Below are 16,383 nucleotides of genomic sequence, written 5' to 3'. Positions count from 1 at the left end.
AAGAGACGGGGCGATCGGCGCGAAATCGCGGCGATATTTGACGCAAATTGCGTAAATCGCCGGATAGTGCGGGCGACGCGATATTGATGGCTTGGGGCGATGCTGATGGCATGTCCTGTCCGATCCGTCTCCGTCGGTGCCCCGCTCGCTCGCTGCCTTCGGCCGCTTCGCGACTCTTGCGCGGCGAGCGGGCGGCGGCGATGGTCGAAATGGCCCTCGTGCTGCCGCTGTTTCTGGCGCTCGCGACGGGCATATTGGTCTATGGCCGCTATTTCATGCTCGCGCACAGCGTGCAGCAGGCGGCGAACGACGGCGCCCGCGCGGCGATCACGGGGCTCGATGCGGGCGACCGCGAAGCGATTGCGGTTCGCGCGGTCGACCGCAGCCTCGCTGGCGTTTCAGGAGCCTCCACCGACGCGCGCGCGGTCGCGGTCTCGGAAACAGCCGATACCGTCACGGTCGCCGTCACCTTCAATGTTCCCGACGAAGATTTTCTGCGCTCTTCGTTCATCCCGTCGCCGGACACGGTCATCCGCGCCCGCGCGACCTTCGAACTGCCGGCGGATTGAGGGCGATGCGGCGCCTCCTCTTCTCTACCCTTGCCGGCGACTCTCGTGGCGGTATCAGCGTCATGGTCGCCCTGGGGCTGACGATGCTGGTCGGATCCGCCGCGCTCGCGGTCGATGTCGGATCGCTGTATCTCGATCGCCGCAAGCTGCAAGGGATCGCCGATGCAGCGGTCCTCGCGGCCGTCCAGCATCCCGAAAACGCGCGATCCGCCGCCGAACGGATCATTGCGACCAATTGCGACTGCGGCATCGCCATCCGGACGTTCGTCGCGGGTACGTACAAGCGCGACGTCACGGTCGCCGCGGAAAGCCGCTTTTCGGCGGGTGGCAGCGCGCCTAACGCCATCCACATCGTTTTGACGCGCAAGCGCCCGCTCTTCTTCGGCCGCTTTCTGACCGGGCGCGAGGACAGCGTCATCAGCGCGTCGTCAACGAGCGCGCGGCAGGGCTATGCGGCCTTCTCGCTCGGGTCGCGCGTCGCGTCCCTGCACGGCGGTGCGGTCAACGCAGTGCTTTCGGCACTGACGGGCAGCCAGGTCAACCTGTCGCTGATGGATTATCAGGCGCTTGCGAGCGCCGATGTCGACCTGCTCGCCTTTTCGGACGCGCTGCGCACCGAACTCGACGCCGACGCGCTGACCTTCGGACAGACGCTCGACGCCGAAGCGACGCTGCCGCAGGTGATTTCCGCGCTTGCGAGCGCCAGCGACGGGCAGGTAGCGACCGTTCTCCAGACCCTCGCCGACGGTGCGCTGCCCCGGTCGCTGGTTCCGTCGCGCGCCATCGATCTCGGCCCGCGCGCATCGAACATCCGCGTCGATGCCGCCAACCCGGTGCGCGTCAACGCGATGAGCCTGCTTCAGGCGATGCTCGCGCTCGGCAGCGCCGACCGCCAGCTCGACCTGTCGCTGGCCAGCGACCTTCCGGGCGGATCGGGGATCGACGTGGCGCTTTTGATCGGCGAGCCGCCCGCGAACTCGCCGTTGATCGCCGTGACCGACGACCGGGACGTGATCGTGCGTACCGCGCAGGTGCGGCTAAAGATCGGGGCGACGATCGCGACCCCGCTTGCGAGCGTCAATCTGCCGCTGGTGGCCGAACTCGGCTCGGCGGCGGCGCGGATCTCTTCGATCGACTGCGGCCGCAACGCGAACCCTGCGGTGTCGCTGGCAGTCACGACATCGCCGGGGATGGTCGCGATCGGAACGGTCGATGCCGGAACTTTTCAGGACATGACCAGACCGCTCGCCCCCCACGCCGCCCGCGTCGTGAAACTGCCACTCGCAAGTGTCGACGCGCGCGCCAGGCTCGACCTCGCGGACCTCACCGAAAAGCCGCTTGGCTTCTCGCGCGAAGAGATCGCGGCGGGGTCGGTGAAGACGGTCGAAAGCAGCGGACTTACCGCCGGCGCGGCCCGCTCGCTGGCCGACGATCTCGACCTCAAGGTCAATCTCCTGGGCTTGGGGCTCAATCTCGGACCGCTGACCTCGACCGTCGGCAATGCGGTCGGGCTCGCCGCGCCGGTGCTGGACGAGGTGCTCGAAGGCGTCACCGGCGCGCTCGGACTCCACCTTGGCGAAGCCGACGCGCGCGTCAATGAACTGCGCTGCGATCACGCCCGCCTCGTTTGATCGTCCGCTATGGCGCGGAACCGGACCCGGTTTCGCGCCGATCGCTCCGACTTGGCGACCAGTGCGATGACGGATCGCCTACAAGATCGGCTGGTCTTGTCGTTTCGGGAGGCGAGTGTGGAGCCAGCCAGAGGGGCGCAGCGCGTGTCCGCTGCCGAATTTATCCGCGGCTTCGGCAATTGGCGGCTGCAAGCGGCGCGCAAGCCGGTCGTCGTCACGCATCACGGAAAGGATGCGCATGTGCTGATTTCGCTCGCCGATTACCGCCGGCTCGGCGCGGGCGGAGGCGAAGGCGGCGACCCGCTCCTCGCCTCGCAGGCCGCGCTGCTCGAATCGCTGCGCGATGCGATCATCCTGATCGATCTGCGGCGGCGGGTGCGGGCGGTCAATCCAGCGGCGGCCGACCTGCTCGAGCGCGCTGCCGGAGAGCTTGTCGGCGGTGCGCTGGACGACATCCTGCCGGCGCTCGACAGATCGATGATCCAGGCCCATCTCCAGCGGATGCTCGACCATCGCGAACGCTTTTCGGGGGAGGTGCCGGGTCTGATACGGCCGCGCTGCTGGCTGCGCATCGACCTTGTCCCGCTTCCCGTCGGCGGGGCGATCGTGATGCGCGATACCAGCGATATTTGGGATGCGCAGGACGAACAGGACAGCCGGCGCGCGCTGGCCGACGCCATAGAGATCGACGGCGGCATCGGCGTCGCGCGCCTGTCGGTTCGCGAGCGGGTCGAGGCCGCCAACCCGGCGCTCGCAACCATGATCGGCGCCGAAGAAACCGCGATGCGGCGTGTCCGTTTTTCGGCGCTGCTCACGAGTGGCGCGCGCCAGCCCTTTGCCGACGCGATCGAAACGCTGTTCCGTACCGGCGCGCCGATGCGGATCGCATCCGAATTGATCACGCGCGAGGGCGGGGCGCTCCCGGTGCATCTCGCGATGGTCGAACGGCGATCGGCTTATGCCAGCGAAGGCGCGACCGTCCTCGTAACGCGGCGCTAGAACCAGCTTCCGCGCTCGATGTCGCTGCCGCCCGCCCGAAGTGAGAAATAATCGCCGTCCTGCCCCACGATCAGCGGCCCGTCGAAGTGGCTCCGCGCCCCGTCGAGAAAGGCGGCATCGAAATAGCGCGACGGCAGGGGCGGAACGATGTGGCTGAGCACCAGCATCTTCACCCCGGCGCGCCGGGCGCTGTCGGCGGCCTGCGCCGGGCTGGCATGATAGTCCAGGATATCGTGCATGATCTGCCCCGTCTGCACCCGCCCGGCGGCCTTCAGCCGGTCGGAGAGCATTTGCACCATCTGCGGCTGCAATGCTTCGTGCACCAGCAGGTCGGCCCCCTTCGCGGCGCGCTCGAGCGATGTCGATGCCGCGGTGTCGCCGCTGATCACGACGCTGCGCCCCTTATAGTCGAAGCGATAGCCGACCGCGGGCTGGACCGGGCGATGGTCGACCGGAAAGGCGGTCACCGTCAGGCCGTTCGCATCATAGACCTCCGTCGGCGCGGCGGGCATGGCAAAGGGCAGGGCAATCGCCCCGGCGGCGGCGGGCGGCGCGATCGCGGCGCCGTGATGCGCGGTGCGATAACCGTTGTCGAGCGCATAGGCCGCATCGAACCCCGCGATCACCGCTTCGACCCCCGGCGGTCCGCGGACGGGGAGTGGGGTCTTGTTGCCGCTCGCGGTCCAGCGCAGCAGCATCATCGGCCCCATCCCGTCGATATGATCCGAATGATAATGGGTCAGGAACAGCCCGCCTATCTTCGCGTTGGGAAGGCCCATCAGCGAAATGTTGCGCGCGCCGCCCTCGCCGGCGTCGACGACGAACATGGCCTTGCCCGCAATGACCACGGTGCAGGCTCCGGCGCGCTCGCGGTTGGGCAGCGGCGACCCGGTGCCGCAGAGCGCGACGTGCAACCCGTCGGGCAAGCTCGCCAGCCGGTCGCGCGTGACGTTGCGTTCGACGGCACGGTCGAACAGCCACAGCCCGATCGGCCGCTGTAACAGAAACGCCGCCGCCACCGCGATTGCGGCAATCGACAGCACGAACAGCGCCAGGCGCCTGCCCTTGGTCATTGGTCATCCCCCACCCGTTTTTTCCACCATGCGCCGGGGAAGGGCGCTGGACAAGCCCGCTCGTTCGGCGCAACTTGACGATGTTCACACATGTGAAGGTTGCGGCTCGCAACTTTCCGTTTACGTAAAGGTGAGCGCTTTCTATAAGGGCGCCATTGCCCAAGGGAGAATCAAGATGGACATGGAGTTCAGCCCCGAAGATCTCGCCTTCCAGAAGGAAGTGCGCGACTTCATCGCCGAAAACTATCCCGCCGAGCTACGCGGCAAGCAGGACGAGGGCGACGAACTCGGCAAGGAGGATTTCCTCGCCTGGCACCGGATTCTCTACAAAAAGGGCTGGGTCGCCCCCGCGTGGCCGGTCGAATATGGCGGCACCGGCTGGACCCCGACGCAGCGTTTCATCTTTTCGGAGGAAACCGCGCGGGCCGACTGCATCCGCCTGCTGCCCTTCGGCCTGTCGATGGTCGGGCCGGTGATCTACACCTTTGGCACTCCCGAGCAAAAGGCGCGTTTCCTGCCGCGCATCCTGTCGGGCGAGGATTGGTGGTGCCAGGGCTATTCGGAGCCCGGCGCCGGGTCGGACCTCGCGAGCCTGCGGACCACCGCGGTGCGCGATGGCGACCATTATGTTGTCAACGGGCAAAAGACGTGGACGACGATGGCGCAGCACGCCGATTGGGGCTTCTTCCTCGTCCGCACCGACAAGGATGCGAAGCAGCAGGAAGGCATCAGCTTCCTTTTGATCGACATGAAATCGCCCGGCATCACCGTGCGCCCGATCATCACGCTCGGCGGCGAGCATGAAGTCAACGAAGTCTGGCTGGAGGACGTCCGCGTCCCCGTCGATCAGCGCGTTTACGAAGAGAATAAGGGCTGGACCTGCGCCAAATTCCTCCTCGCGCACGAACGCACCGGCATCGCCGGCGTCGCGGCATCGAAGCGCGGGATCGAAAAGGTGAAGCAAATCGCGCGCACCGAACTCGACGGCGACGGGCCGCTGCTCCAGAACCCCTTCTTCAAGCGCAAGGTCGCCGAGCTCGAGGTCGACCTGACCGCGCTCGAATTCACCGAATTGCGCGGCCTCGCCGGCCCGAACGCCGGCAAGGGGCCGGGCCCCGAATCGAGCCTGCTCAAGATCAAGGGCAGCGAAATCCAGCAGCGGCTGACCGAACTGACGCTCGAAGCGGTCGGCCATTATGGCGCGCCCTATTTCCGCGGCTTCGGAGAGGGCGACAACGAACATCCGATCGGTCCCGACTACGCGCACCGCGCGGCGCCGACCTATTTCAACATGCGCAAAACGACCATTTATGGCGGATCGAACGAGATCCAGCGCAACATCATCGCCAAGATGGTGCTCGGCCTCTAAAATATTGACGTCATTCCGGCGGAGGCCGGAATCTCAACACCTCGACCTTGAGACCCCGACCTTAGCCGGGGTGACGGTGAAATTAGGGAACAAAGATAATGGATTTCACCTACACCGAAACGCAGGACATGATCCGCGACACGCTGTCGCGCTTTCTGGCCGATACCTATGACTTCGAAACGCGCCAGAAGTTCATCAATGGCGACGAGGGCCGCGATCCCGCGATCTGGACCGCGCTCGCGCAGGAGCTCGGGATGCTCGGCGCCCCGTTTGCCGAAGAGCATGGCGGCCTTGGCGGCGGCGCGCTCGAAAATGCCATCATCATGGAAGAGCTGGGCAAGGTGCTCGGTATCGAACCCTATCTGCCGACCGTCGTGATCGGCGGCGGCGCCTTGAAGGCCGTCGGCGGGGCGCAGGCCGACGCGATGATCCCCGAAATCATCGCGGGCAATGCGATCATCGCCTTCGCCTATGCCGAGCCGCAGGGACGCTACGACCTCGCCAACCTGACCACGACCGCAAGGAAGGACGGCGCGGGCTATGTACTGAACGGCCACAAGGGCGTCGTCTATGCCGCGCCGTGGGCGACCCACCTGCTCGTCACCGCCCGCACCGGTGGCGGCCAGCGCGATCGCGACGGGGTTTCGCTGTTCCTGATCGATGCGAAACTTCCCGGCATCGTGCGCCGCGACTATCCGACTGTCGATGGCAATCGCGCGTCCGAAATCTACTTCGAAAATGTCGCGATCCCGGGCGACGCGCTGCTCGGCGGCGAAGGCGAGGGGATCGGCCTGATCGAACAGGTGGTCGACGAAGCGACCGTCGCGATCTGCGCGGAGGCGACCGGTGTGATGCAAAAACTGCATGAAGGCACGCTCGAATATACCCGGCAGCGCAAGCAGTTCGGCATCCCGATCTCGAAATTCCAGGTGCTCCAGCACCGCATGGTCGACATGTTCATGGAGGTCGAGCAGGCGCGCTCGATGACGATCATGGGCACGCTCAAGCTCGACTTGCCGGCGAACGACCGCATGGCGGCGGTGTCGGCGGCGAAGAACAAGGTGTCGCGCGGCGCCAAATTCGTCGGCCAGAACGCGATCCAGACCCACGGCGGCATCGGCATCACGCAGGAACTCGCCATCGGTCATTATTTCAAGCGCGCGACGATGATCGAAGGCCAGTTCGGCAGCGCCGACTATCATATCGAACGCTTCGAGCGGCTGACGCTGGCCGACTGACCCGCAGCCCGCGCCGCCGATTGCCGGGGAGGAGCGCACACCGCGCCCCTCCCCATTCGCATCGTGCGAAGTCGAGATGCCTGTCGGGGTTGGGCGATCGCCGACGGAGTCTCGACTTCGGCCAAAAGCCGAAGACGCAAGCCCCTCCCCTTCAGGGGAGGGGCAACGAAGACTTGGCAGCTTGCTGCCTAGTCGTAGTGGGGTGGGGCTTGGCACCTCGCGCACGGCCGCTGGCCCCCACCCCAACCCCTCCCCTGAAGGGGAGGGGCTTAAAAGCAGTCGGCCACCCACCTTAAAGCGGACGACCCGGCGGGCGAGAGGCTATTCTCGACGCTAATAAGCGACGTCGAGCGCCAGCCGCAGCGTCCGGGGCCTTAGCGGGGTCAGGAAGCCGGCGCTGCCTTCGACGAAGGGGGTGCCGAGCGCGAAGCGGTTGCCGCGCGAGTCGAACAGGTTGGTCAGCGTCAGCGTCAGGCCGCGTCGTTCGTTGCCGAGGCGCATCGCGAGCCCCGTATCGACATAGTCGCCCTGACCTTCGCCGAGCACCGGGCCGATGCCCAGCCGCGACGGGCCGACATAGTTGGCCCAGCCGTTGACGCGGAATTCCTCGCCGTCGCCGACGATCGTCCAATAGCTGACCGCGCCGCGCACCGCATGACTGGCGACATTGGGAATGCGGCCGAGTCGCGCGGGCGCCGCCATCGCAATCAGCGCGATCTGGGGGGACAGGTCGTCGACCCTGCTCTCGTTGTACACCGCCCCCAGTTCGAACGACACTTGCCGTGTCGGCCGAACCGCGAGCGCGCCCGAAATGCTGGTGATCCGCCCGTCGCCGATATTCGCGGTGCTGGGGAAACCGCTCGCGTCGATGAAATCGGCCTGGATGTCGCGCCAGCGGCTGTAAGAGAGCGATACATAGGCGTCGAACGGCGTCTTGCCGCGCTCGCCGACGCGCACGCCGCCTTCCCAGGTGCGGACCTGGTCGTTGCGATAGCGGCGCACGAAATCGCTGTCGATCGCCAGGCCGCCGGGACGGAATCCCTCCTGATAGCGCGCATAGACCGTCAGGTTGCGGAGCGGCGTCGCGAGCAGCGAGAAGGAGGGGAGGAGGTCGGTTTCGGTCCGGTGCGCGGTGACCGCGCGGTTGGCGTATGCGAGCGCGAAAGGCACATCTTCGCCGCTGCCGCCGAGACGCGCGTGCGAGACGCGCACCCCGCCCGCGGCGACGAGGCCGGGCACGTTCTCGACCGTCGCTTCGCCATAGCCGGTGAATTCGGTGATGCGGTTGGTCACGCCGGTAAGCGGGGCCTGGAACATCGCCTGCCCGTATTCGCGGCGCTGGCGGGTGCGATTGTCGACGAAGCTGGCGCCGACGACCCAGCCGAACCCGCGGTGAAAGGGGCGCGACAGGCGCGTCTCGCTGACGATCATGCGCGTTGCATTATACTGATCGAGCAGTTGCGGGGTGTCCCCGGCCTTGCCGGCGTCGAAGCGTTCGAACAGATGATGATCGATAAAGGCGTTCGACGATTGCAGGCGCAGGCCGTCCCATTCCTTCGCGACGACGAACGTTCCCATGCCGTAGCGCGCCCGCGCATTTTGCTCGACCATCGAATAGCGGGTGAGCGGCGGGGCATCCTTGTCCGCATATTGCGCGTCTTCGGACGTGATCTTCTGATAGACGCCGCCCAGCTCGATCGTCCAGCCGCCGCCCGCATCGAAGCGGAAAGTGGCGCGTCCGCCACGGGTGTTAACGCGGTTGACGTCATTCTGTCCGCGCAGCGGATTGTCGATATAGCCGCCCTCGGTCAGCATATAACCGACCAGGCGCAACGCATGTCCGTCGTCGCCGACGGGCAGGTTGGCGATCGCGCCGATGTCGCCGCCGGGGTCGCCATGCTGGGTGATCGACGCGCCGGCGATCGCCTGAAGCTCGATCGCATCGGGATCGGGGGCGTTCGGCACGACGCGAATGATGCCGCCAAGCGAACCCGCACCATAGAGTGTGCCTTGCGGCCCTTCGAGCACCTCGACATTGTCGACGTCATACAGCCTGAGGTCGGGGTCGGGGGCGTTATAGCTCAGGCGGATATCGCCCAGATATTGCCCGACGGTCGCCTGCGTCGGTCCGGTGAAACTCGAATCGGCGATACCGCGGATGAACAGCTTGTTGCGCCCGGCGCCGAGATGCGTCGAGGACACGGTCGCCATGCGCGACAGGATCGATTCGGTGCCGCGTTCGCCGCCAAACGCCAAATCGCCGCCATCCAGCGAGGTGGCGACGCCTGCATAGTGCGAATAGGGGGTATCGGCTTTCGACGCGGTGACGATAATCTCGTCCTCGGGCCGGGCGACGACGTGCTTCGGTGCCGCGGGCGGCGCCGGCGAGGCACGCGGCGGCGAGGTCGAACGCGGCGCGACGCGATGGGCCGGGCGTCGTTCGATCCGCCAGCTCGTGCCGCTGACGCGCACCGCGCGGGCCGGGGTGCCGGCGAGCATGCGCCGGATCGCTTCGCCGGGCGCCATGCGGCCGCGCACGGAGCGAACGCGGCTATTCCACAGCTCGGCGTCGGCGACACTGATGCTGATTCGCGCCTGGCGGCTGAGCACCGGCAGCGCCGCCGACAGCGTGCCCTTCGGCACATCGAACGCCTGATCTTCCTCCGCCGCGGCCTGCGCGGGCAGGGCGATCGCCGCGGCAGCGACAAGGAAAGGCGCGATCGGGCGAGTCATGTCAGCGCATCAGCACCCAGCCGTCGCCCTGCTGCTCGGCGCGCGTCCCCGACAGGGCGGCGAGGTCGGCGACCGTGCGCGCGCGGTCCCTGTCGATGACGAGCGCGCCCCGGAACGACAAGGTTTCGGCATTGGGGGCGATGCGGACGTCCATCCCGGCGGTGCGGCGCAGGTCGTCCGCGACCTGGGGCAGCGGCGCGCCGTTGTAGACGAGCAGCCCGGTACGCCACCCGCCGACGGTGGCGACGTCGACATCGTGCACCTCGGGTGCGGCGCCGTCGCGTGCCTCCAGCCCCTTGCCCGCCGCGAGCCGGACGTTTTCGCGCGCCGGGTTATAGGCAACCAGTCCCTCGGATACCGCGACTGCCGTCCGCCCTTCACCGCGCACGACGTTGAATGCCGTGCCCAGGTCGACGATCCGCGCGTCGCCGGCTTCGACGAGGAACGGCGCATCGTCGCGGTGGACGATGTGGAACATCGCTTCGCCGCGATCGAGGCGCGCGAACCGCGGGCGATCGTCGTCGAGCGTGATGGCCGACGCGCCGTTGATCTCGATCCGCGAACCGTCGGCAAGCTCGATGCTGCGATGTTCGCCCGCGGCGGTCTCGATCTGCCGCATGTCGTTGAACAGGCCAAAGGTCGAAAGGCTGATCGCGGCGACGAGCGCGGCGGCCAGCCACAGGCGGCGCGACGGGCGGCGACGGGGCGGTTCGGCGACGCGGACGGGGGCGGGCTGACCCGCGGGAGGCAGGGCGGCGAGGTCGACGTCCAGGCTGGCAATCGCGCCATAGGCGTCGGCGTGCGCCGGGTCTTCGGCAAGCCAGTCGGCAAAACCGTCCCAGTCGGTAAAGGCCGGGTCGCGCTGGCGGACCAGCCAGTCGGCCGCCTGCGCATCGACGATCGTCGGATCAGCCGGCATCGAACTGCCTCCGCAGCGCCGCGAGCGCGGCATAGACCTTGCGCAGGTCGGCTTCGACGGTGCTCAGGCTGATCCCCATCTCGGCGGCTATATCGCGCTGAAGCAGGCCGTCGACCCGGAAACGGCGAAAGATGCGCGCGGGCCGTTCGCCGGTCGCCGCGATCGTGCGTTCGACCATCGCGAGTTGCTCGCGCGATATGAGGGCGCTTTCGGCCGACGGCGTCTGCACCGCGGCGGCTTCGCCCCACGCCTTGTCGCGCAGCGCGCTCTGGCGTGCCGAACGGTACCGGTCGAGCATCAGATTGTTCGCCGCGCGCATGGCATAGGCGAGCGGGTCGGCGATCGGCCCGGCGGCCTTTTCGGTCAGGCGCATCCACAGGTCCTGGAACAGATCCTCGGCGGCATCGCCCGCGCCGCGCACCTCGAGGAAGCGCACGATGCGCGCGCGGTTGGCGAGCAATATGCCCTCGATGCCCTGTGCGGCGTCGGTCCGGTCGGTCGCCTCGGTCATGGAATATCTGGTTCTAAGTGCCGTTACATGTCCTGCGGCACCGGCGACGCCGGCCCGATACGGCCCCCTGAAGCCGCCGTCATATAACGCGATTGCCGCGCCATGCAACCGCGCCGCCGGGGCGAACCCCTCCGCCGCGAGGGCAGAGGGGCGGAGGGGAGGGGCAAGAGCGATCATGTCGGTGTCCATCGGATCCCTAGGTCACCGACTCATTATGCCGCAACCAAATCCTGATTGAGGCGAGTTGGACAGAGGCGAGGAAGTTATCATCGCGCTTGTCATATCGTGTTGCCACGGCTCTGAAATGCTTGAGTTTGTTGAAGAAGCGCTCGATCAAGTTGCGGTATCGGTAGAGGAATGGGCTGAACGCTGGTTTCCGAACACGCTGGGGCATGGGCGGAATATTGGCGAAAGCGCCTTTGTTGGTGATGGCTGCGCGCAACTTGTCGGCATCATAGGCGCGGTCGGCGAGTAGGATCGAGCCGGGCATGAGCGTGTCGAGCATCCGATGTGCGCTGTGTCCGTCATAGGCTTGCCCCTCGCTCAAGACGAGGTTGATCGGCAGGCCTTGGGCATCGACCATGGCGTGGATCTTGGTCGTCAAGCCGCCGCGCGAGCGACCCATGCAACGGGATCGGCCATCTTTTTTTGGGCATTGGCAGCGTGCTGATGGACGCGGATCGACGAACTATCGATCATCTGGATATCGCCCGCGTAAGCCTCTGACACAGCGTCCAATATCCGCTTCCATACACCCGCCTTGCGCCAACGGTTGAAGCGGTTCACGCAGGTCGTGTAGGGGCCGTAGCGCAAGGGAATATCCGCCCATGGCGCACCAGTCCGCAGCCGCCAGAATATCCCGTTCAGAACTCGCCGGTCATCGACCCGCTTCACCCCGCGAACCTTCGTCGGCAGCAAGGGCTGGATCACCGACCACTCGAAATCCGTCAGATCAAAGCGCGCCATCAGCGTCTCCCTTCCGGGAACACTGAATCAGAAACTACCGCGCATGGCTATCCTGTTTATGGGTATGTGACCTAGGGTCCTGACCCTAGGCAAGGGGGAAGCAGGGTGAGGAGGCGCTTCCCCCTTGCGGTAGGGCAGGAGCCGGCCCGGGGGGCATTGGGCCGGCGTCCTGCACGAAGCCCGGCCTTACAGGCCGACCTTCAGGCTCGCGCGGAAGGCCCATCCAACATGGTTTTGTTGTTCCTCCGCGGAGATTTCGCCGCCGACCTGAAAGGCCGAATTGCCCGCAATCCCGCGCAGGCGACCGACCCAGCCGCTCTTGCGTTCTTCGGGAACAAGGGTGAAGGGATCGCCGTCCTTGAACGACGCGACGGTCGCGCCAAGCGAGCCGCCGACGATCTCGCGCCGGCCCGCCTCCAGTTCGAAGCACGTCCAGCCGTCATATTCGTCGCGCCCCCCGAACTCGAGCCCCATGGTGACGGTGCCCGTCACCGCAAGCTCGTCGCTCGATCGGTCGGCAACCGTGAGGTCGAGCGCATCGCCGCCTCCCGTTTCGGTGTAGCCGTCCTCCTTCAGCTTGTAATAGTCGACCGCGACCGCCGGGCGGAAGGTCAGGCCGCCAAGGCGGCCGTCGTGCGCGATCGCACCCGACGCCGACCAGAGCGTTCCGTCCCATTTGCCGCGCATCGTCTTTTCAAGCGTTTCGGCGCCGGTGTCGGCGCGGAAGACGCGGGTGCCCTTCATCTTGATCGGCGCGCCCGCGACGCGCGCGTTGGCCATCCAGCCGTTCGAGCGCAGACGCCAGTGGAGCGCGCCTTCGAACTGGTTGGTCGTCACCTCGTTGTCGTTGATGCCATTGCCGTCCTTGCCGCGCAGATAGGCGATCGTGCCGCCGAAGTTGCCCGCGCCGGTCTCGATCTCGGCTCCCGCCGAAATGCCCCATCCCGACACGTCATAGCTCGCGGTATCGCCAAGGCTCTTCGACGTGCCCCACACGGCCTGGTTGATCCAATAGCCCCACTTGCCCTCGTCCTGATAAGGCGCGTTGGGATCCTGGAGATAGCGGGCCAGCGTCCGCGATCCGGTCGTCACGGTTTCGAACACGCCGCCTTCATGCTCGGGCAGCATCTGCTGCATCTGCGCGCGAAAGGCGTCGCGGCCCGTGATGTCGAGGAACACCGCCTCGATCTCCTCGTCGGCACCCAGCGCATCGACGACCGCGTTGAAGGCGCCTGCCTCCGACCGGTTGAGCTCGAGCTCGCCGACGCTCTTGCGCGCGACGTCGACGATCAGCTGCGTGCCCGTGGAACTGAGTTCGCCCTTGAACAGATAGGGGAGGAGCGTCGTCTCGGTGGTCAGATTGTCGGCGCCGGTCAGCGACCCGGCGGTGACGACGATATGCTCGCCCTCGGCTTCGTCGATGCTGGTGAGCTTCAGCGCCAGCTTGGTATCCTCGCCAAAGCTGGCATTGCCCGTCACGGTCAGCGCGGTGCCATCGTCGCCGCCATCGAGCGTCACCGCCAATATGCCTTCGTCGGTCACCGACAGCGACGAAATCGTCGCAGCGCCGCCGACGTCGAACGCCCCGCCGTTCACCGCGACGTCCAGCCCCGACGAATTGGCGAGCGTACCCGAAAACACCGCCGAATCGCCGATCGTCAGCGTGTCGGACCCGCCGCCGAAATCGGCCAGTCCGACGAAGCGCGCGCTGCCCGAAAGCGACAGGGCATCGTCGCCGGCCCCAAAGGCGGCATCGCCGGCATAGATCGCGTCGCCCGACAGTGTCATCTGGTTATCACCGGCGCCGAATACCGTGTTCCCCGTCACCTTGCCGTCGGCGATGTCGAAAACGTCGTTGCCGCCGCCGAAGCGAATGTCGCCGGTGATCGACGGCGCAGTCTTGCCTTCGGCGACCGCGACCTGCTTGATCGTCGCGCCGCTGCCGTTGGCCGACAGGTCGATCGCGATCGTGTCGCCGCCGTCCTTGGTGCCCGTCGCGCTGATCGTGCCGCTGTTTTCGACCAGGTCGACATTGCCCGACAGGTCGACGATCGCGCGCGCGGTCGCATCCTTGCCTCCGCTCTTCGCGTTCACCGTCCCGCTGTTGCGGATCGTCGAAACGTCGCTGCCGGCTTCGACCAGTATGGCGGTCGCGACGTCGCCGGCGCCTTCGCCCCCGGTCGTCGCTTCCACCTTGCCCGAGACGCGCACCTCGGGAACCGTCGCGCCCGCGCCGATCAGGATGGCCGTCGCCGATGCGTCCTTCGAGATCGCGTTGACCGCGCCGCCGACCTTGACCCCGCCCGAAATGTCGACCGTGCCGCCAAGCCCGCCGATCTGCAGGCCCGTCGCGTCCTTGCCCGCGTAAAGCCCGTTGCCGACGACGGTCCCGTCGATGATCAGGCCAAAGTCGGTGCCGGTGCCGGCGACCGCGCCGATCGCGATATCGCGGTCGGCCGATCCGATGCGCAGCGCCGGGGCCGATCCAAAGGAGCGGACGACCGCCGATCCCTCCTTTGCGTCGGGGATGCCGTCGTCGTCTGAATCGGTGTCGTCGTCATCGTCGTCGGATACTTTCGGCGCGACCGCCAGGATGATGCCGCCATCGACATCCCCCTCGATCGAGATCGCGGGACCGCCTTGCAGCAAGTCGTCGGCATCGAGCTTCGACGGGTCCGACGGCGGGGTGGTGAACCGATAGCCGCTCGCGACATATTCACCCTGGATCTCGAGCGCGCCGGCGATGTCACCGGTCAGCTGCGCCGCCATCGCATTCTCGCCGATCGCGGCAACCTTGCCCGCCAGCCGGACGTCGCCGGTGACGTCTTGCAGTCCGATGCCAAGCGCATTGTCGCCGAGCACCGAGACCGTCCCATTGTTGGTGAACTCGCCGGTCAGCGTGCCGCCAAGGCGGATGCCCGCCGAATCATTGCCTTCGACCGTGATCGCGCCGTCGTTGACGATATTGCCCGTAAAGGCGCCGCCGGTGCCGATCCCCGTGCGTCCGTTGCCGACCGCGAACGGCCCGTCCTTGTCGCCGTCATTGTCGATATCTTCGCCTTCATAGCTTTCGTCGATGACGATCTTGCCGGTCGCGCCGTTCGTGATCGATCCGGTCGTGCCGGCTTCGGCAAAGATGCCGGTGGCGCCGTTCGCATTGCCGATCTGGATCGTGCCGTCATTCACGACCTTGTTGTCGCTGTCGACCGTGACCGCGGTGCCGCCGGTCGGTTTCACCGACCCGTCCTTGGTGATCTTGATGTCGTCGGGCGCCCCCGACTTTACCGTCGAGGTCTTGACCGGCGTCGTCGTCGCGGTGCTGATCGTGGTTTCGGCATGAACGGGCAGGGCCGCCATCGCGGCGAGGCAGGTCGAAGCCAGCAGGGTCTTGCGCATGAAATTCCTCTTGTGATCGATCGGGACGTCCTCCCGGGACAATCGCAAGACGGAACGGGGCCAGCGCGGCCTTGGAATTTATTTCGGGGCAGACCCCGTGGGTAAGTCGCCGCCTCCAGCTTCGCCTGGCGGCATCTCGATCCGGTGCCAGCGGATGCAGGCCGGCATCGGCGCCTCGGACGCATAGGCAATGAAGGCCGCAAGCGTCTCCTCGAAATCATAAGGAAACTCGTCGCGGGTCGTCGATTGAACAGGCGCGCCGGGCCGCGCGGCCCGATAGTGATGAAGGTGATCCCCGGCTCGCCTCTCGATCAGGTATCTGCCGTCGCGTGACCCGGACTGGATATAGTCTTCAGAGGCGCGTCTCAGAATCACGAAATCATACGTCCCGGAATCGAGCAACGCATCATGGACCGTCTCGGTCGTGACCGGACCGGGATGTTCTTTACCGGAAATCTTGAGCGCGAGACCAAGTTCGATCTCCGTCGCCTTTGATCGGCTCCTCAGAACGGTTCCGTCCGGGGATATTGCGTCCCGCAGGAAGCGCACCAAGGGCTCGGCCTGCTTGCGATCGGAATGGTGTATCCAGAGAGCTATCGGGATAAGAAGCAAGGTGCATCCAAAGACGAGAAGCGACCCCGGCCCCGACATCTGGCCCGACGACCAGCCTTTGAACAGCACGAATGCCAGGAAGGGGGCCAGCAGGGCCAGCATGGCAACACCGTTCAAATCCGATCCGGCGCGCCCGCTGATCCGCGATCCCAGGGTATCGCCCGTGATTCTGCCGATCAGCATCGGACCGTGACGATCGAACATATTCAGCCACAGGCATAGAAAAGGCCCGAGAATCCATCCTCGTGCGCCAGTGGCCGGGTGGAACCAACCCTTCTTTCTCGCGCGGATTGCAGCCTTGACGTCGCCCGGACGATACCGGGATTTAACGTCAAACCGATAACCGAAAGGCTGAAAGCTCACGCGC

At 66.3% G+C, this 16,383-nt stretch carries 12 protein-coding genes; 5 read left to right on the top strand and 7 right to left on the bottom strand.

Annotation, left to right across the window (positions count from 1 at the left end; genetic code table 11):
• Window positions 1-200 precede the first annotated feature (200 nt).
• The 3 genes from AC58D2_RS10570 to AC58D2_RS10560 all read left to right on the top strand — a co-directional run bounded on the left by AC58D2_RS10570 (window position 201) and on the right by AC58D2_RS10560 (window position 3,199).
• On the top strand, window positions 201-569 hold the full coding sequence (locus AC58D2_RS10570) for a TadE/TadG family type IV pilus assembly protein (protein ID WP_497390073.1): 369 nt from the start codon (window positions 201-203) through the stop codon (window positions 567-569).
• 5 nt (window positions 570-574) lie between these two features.
• Window positions 575-2,200 (top strand): pilus assembly protein TadG-related protein, encoded by a 1,626-nt coding sequence (locus tag AC58D2_RS10565; protein WP_497390071.1) that lies wholly within the window; start codon window positions 575-577, stop codon window positions 2,198-2,200.
• 144 nt (window positions 2,201-2,344) lie between these two features.
• On the top strand, window positions 2,345-3,199 hold the full coding sequence (locus AC58D2_RS10560; RefSeq protein WP_497390069.1) for a PAS domain-containing protein: 855 nt from the start codon (window positions 2,345-2,347) through the stop codon (window positions 3,197-3,199).
• Here AC58D2_RS10560 and AC58D2_RS10555 read toward each other — a convergent pair.
• The gene (locus AC58D2_RS10555; protein WP_497390067.1) at window positions 3,196-4,272 is read right to left on the bottom strand and encodes an MBL fold metallo-hydrolase; all 1,077 of its coding nucleotides are present in this window, start codon (window positions 4,270-4,272) and stop codon (window positions 3,196-3,198) included. The two genes, AC58D2_RS10560 and AC58D2_RS10555, sit on opposite strands and share 4 nt — an antisense overlap.
• A gap of 175 nt (window positions 4,273-4,447) precedes the next feature.
• Here AC58D2_RS10555 and AC58D2_RS10550 point away from each other — a divergent pair, with 175 nt between their 5' ends.
• Entirely contained in the window at window positions 4,448-5,641 is a 1,194-nt protein-coding gene (locus tag AC58D2_RS10550; protein WP_497390065.1) for an acyl-CoA dehydrogenase family protein, read from the top strand.
• A 98-nt stretch (window positions 5,642-5,739) separates the two neighbouring features.
• Window positions 5,740-6,879, top strand: a complete 1,140-nt coding sequence (locus tag AC58D2_RS10545; protein ID WP_497390063.1) for an acyl-CoA dehydrogenase family protein — start codon at window positions 5,740-5,742, stop codon at window positions 6,877-6,879.
• 333 nt (window positions 6,880-7,212) lie between these two features.
• Here the strand turns inward: AC58D2_RS10545 and AC58D2_RS10540 are convergent, their stop codons facing one another.
• The 6 genes from AC58D2_RS10540 to AC58D2_RS10515 form a co-directional block, all read right to left on the bottom strand.
• The gene (locus tag AC58D2_RS10540) at window positions 7,213-9,612 is read right to left on the bottom strand and encodes a TonB-dependent receptor (protein ID WP_497390061.1); all 2,400 of its coding nucleotides are present in this window, start codon (window positions 9,610-9,612) and stop codon (window positions 7,213-7,215) included.
• Window position 9,613: 1 nt separating this feature from the next.
• On the bottom strand, window positions 9,614-10,531 hold the full coding sequence (locus AC58D2_RS10535) for a FecR family protein (protein WP_497390059.1): 918 nt from the start codon (window positions 10,529-10,531) through the stop codon (window positions 9,614-9,616).
• The gene (locus AC58D2_RS10530) at window positions 10,521-11,042 is read right to left on the bottom strand and encodes an RNA polymerase sigma factor (RefSeq protein ID WP_497390057.1); all 522 of its coding nucleotides are present in this window, start codon (window positions 11,040-11,042) and stop codon (window positions 10,521-10,523) included. Before AC58D2_RS10530 ends, AC58D2_RS10535 begins: the two co-directional genes overlap by 11 nt.
• A 196-nt stretch (window positions 11,043-11,238) precedes the next feature.
• Window positions 11,239-12,008, bottom strand: a protein-coding gene (locus tag AC58D2_RS10525) for an IS5 family transposase (RefSeq protein ID WP_497390055.1) whose coding sequence is annotated in 2 segments (ribosomal slippage) — window positions 11,239-11,691 and window positions 11,694-12,008 — 768 coding nt in all. Because the reading frame shifts where the segments join, the coding sequence is not laid out codon by codon here.
• 186 nt (window positions 12,009-12,194) lie between these two features.
• Window positions 12,195-15,404 (bottom strand): autotransporter outer membrane beta-barrel domain-containing protein, encoded by a 3,210-nt coding sequence (locus AC58D2_RS10520; protein WP_497390053.1) that lies wholly within the window; start codon window positions 15,402-15,404, stop codon window positions 12,195-12,197.
• Between the two features lie 78 nt (window positions 15,405-15,482).
• On the bottom strand, window positions 15,483-16,379 hold the full coding sequence (locus AC58D2_RS10515; protein WP_497390051.1) for a hypothetical protein: 897 nt from the start codon (window positions 16,377-16,379) through the stop codon (window positions 15,483-15,485).
• Window positions 16,380-16,383 lie beyond the last annotated feature (4 nt).

This window comes from Sphingopyxis sp. CR5, from assembly GCF_059693785.1.
The sequence above is the reverse complement of the archived record's forward strand: the minus strand, read 5'-3'. Positions and strand labels throughout refer to the sequence as shown.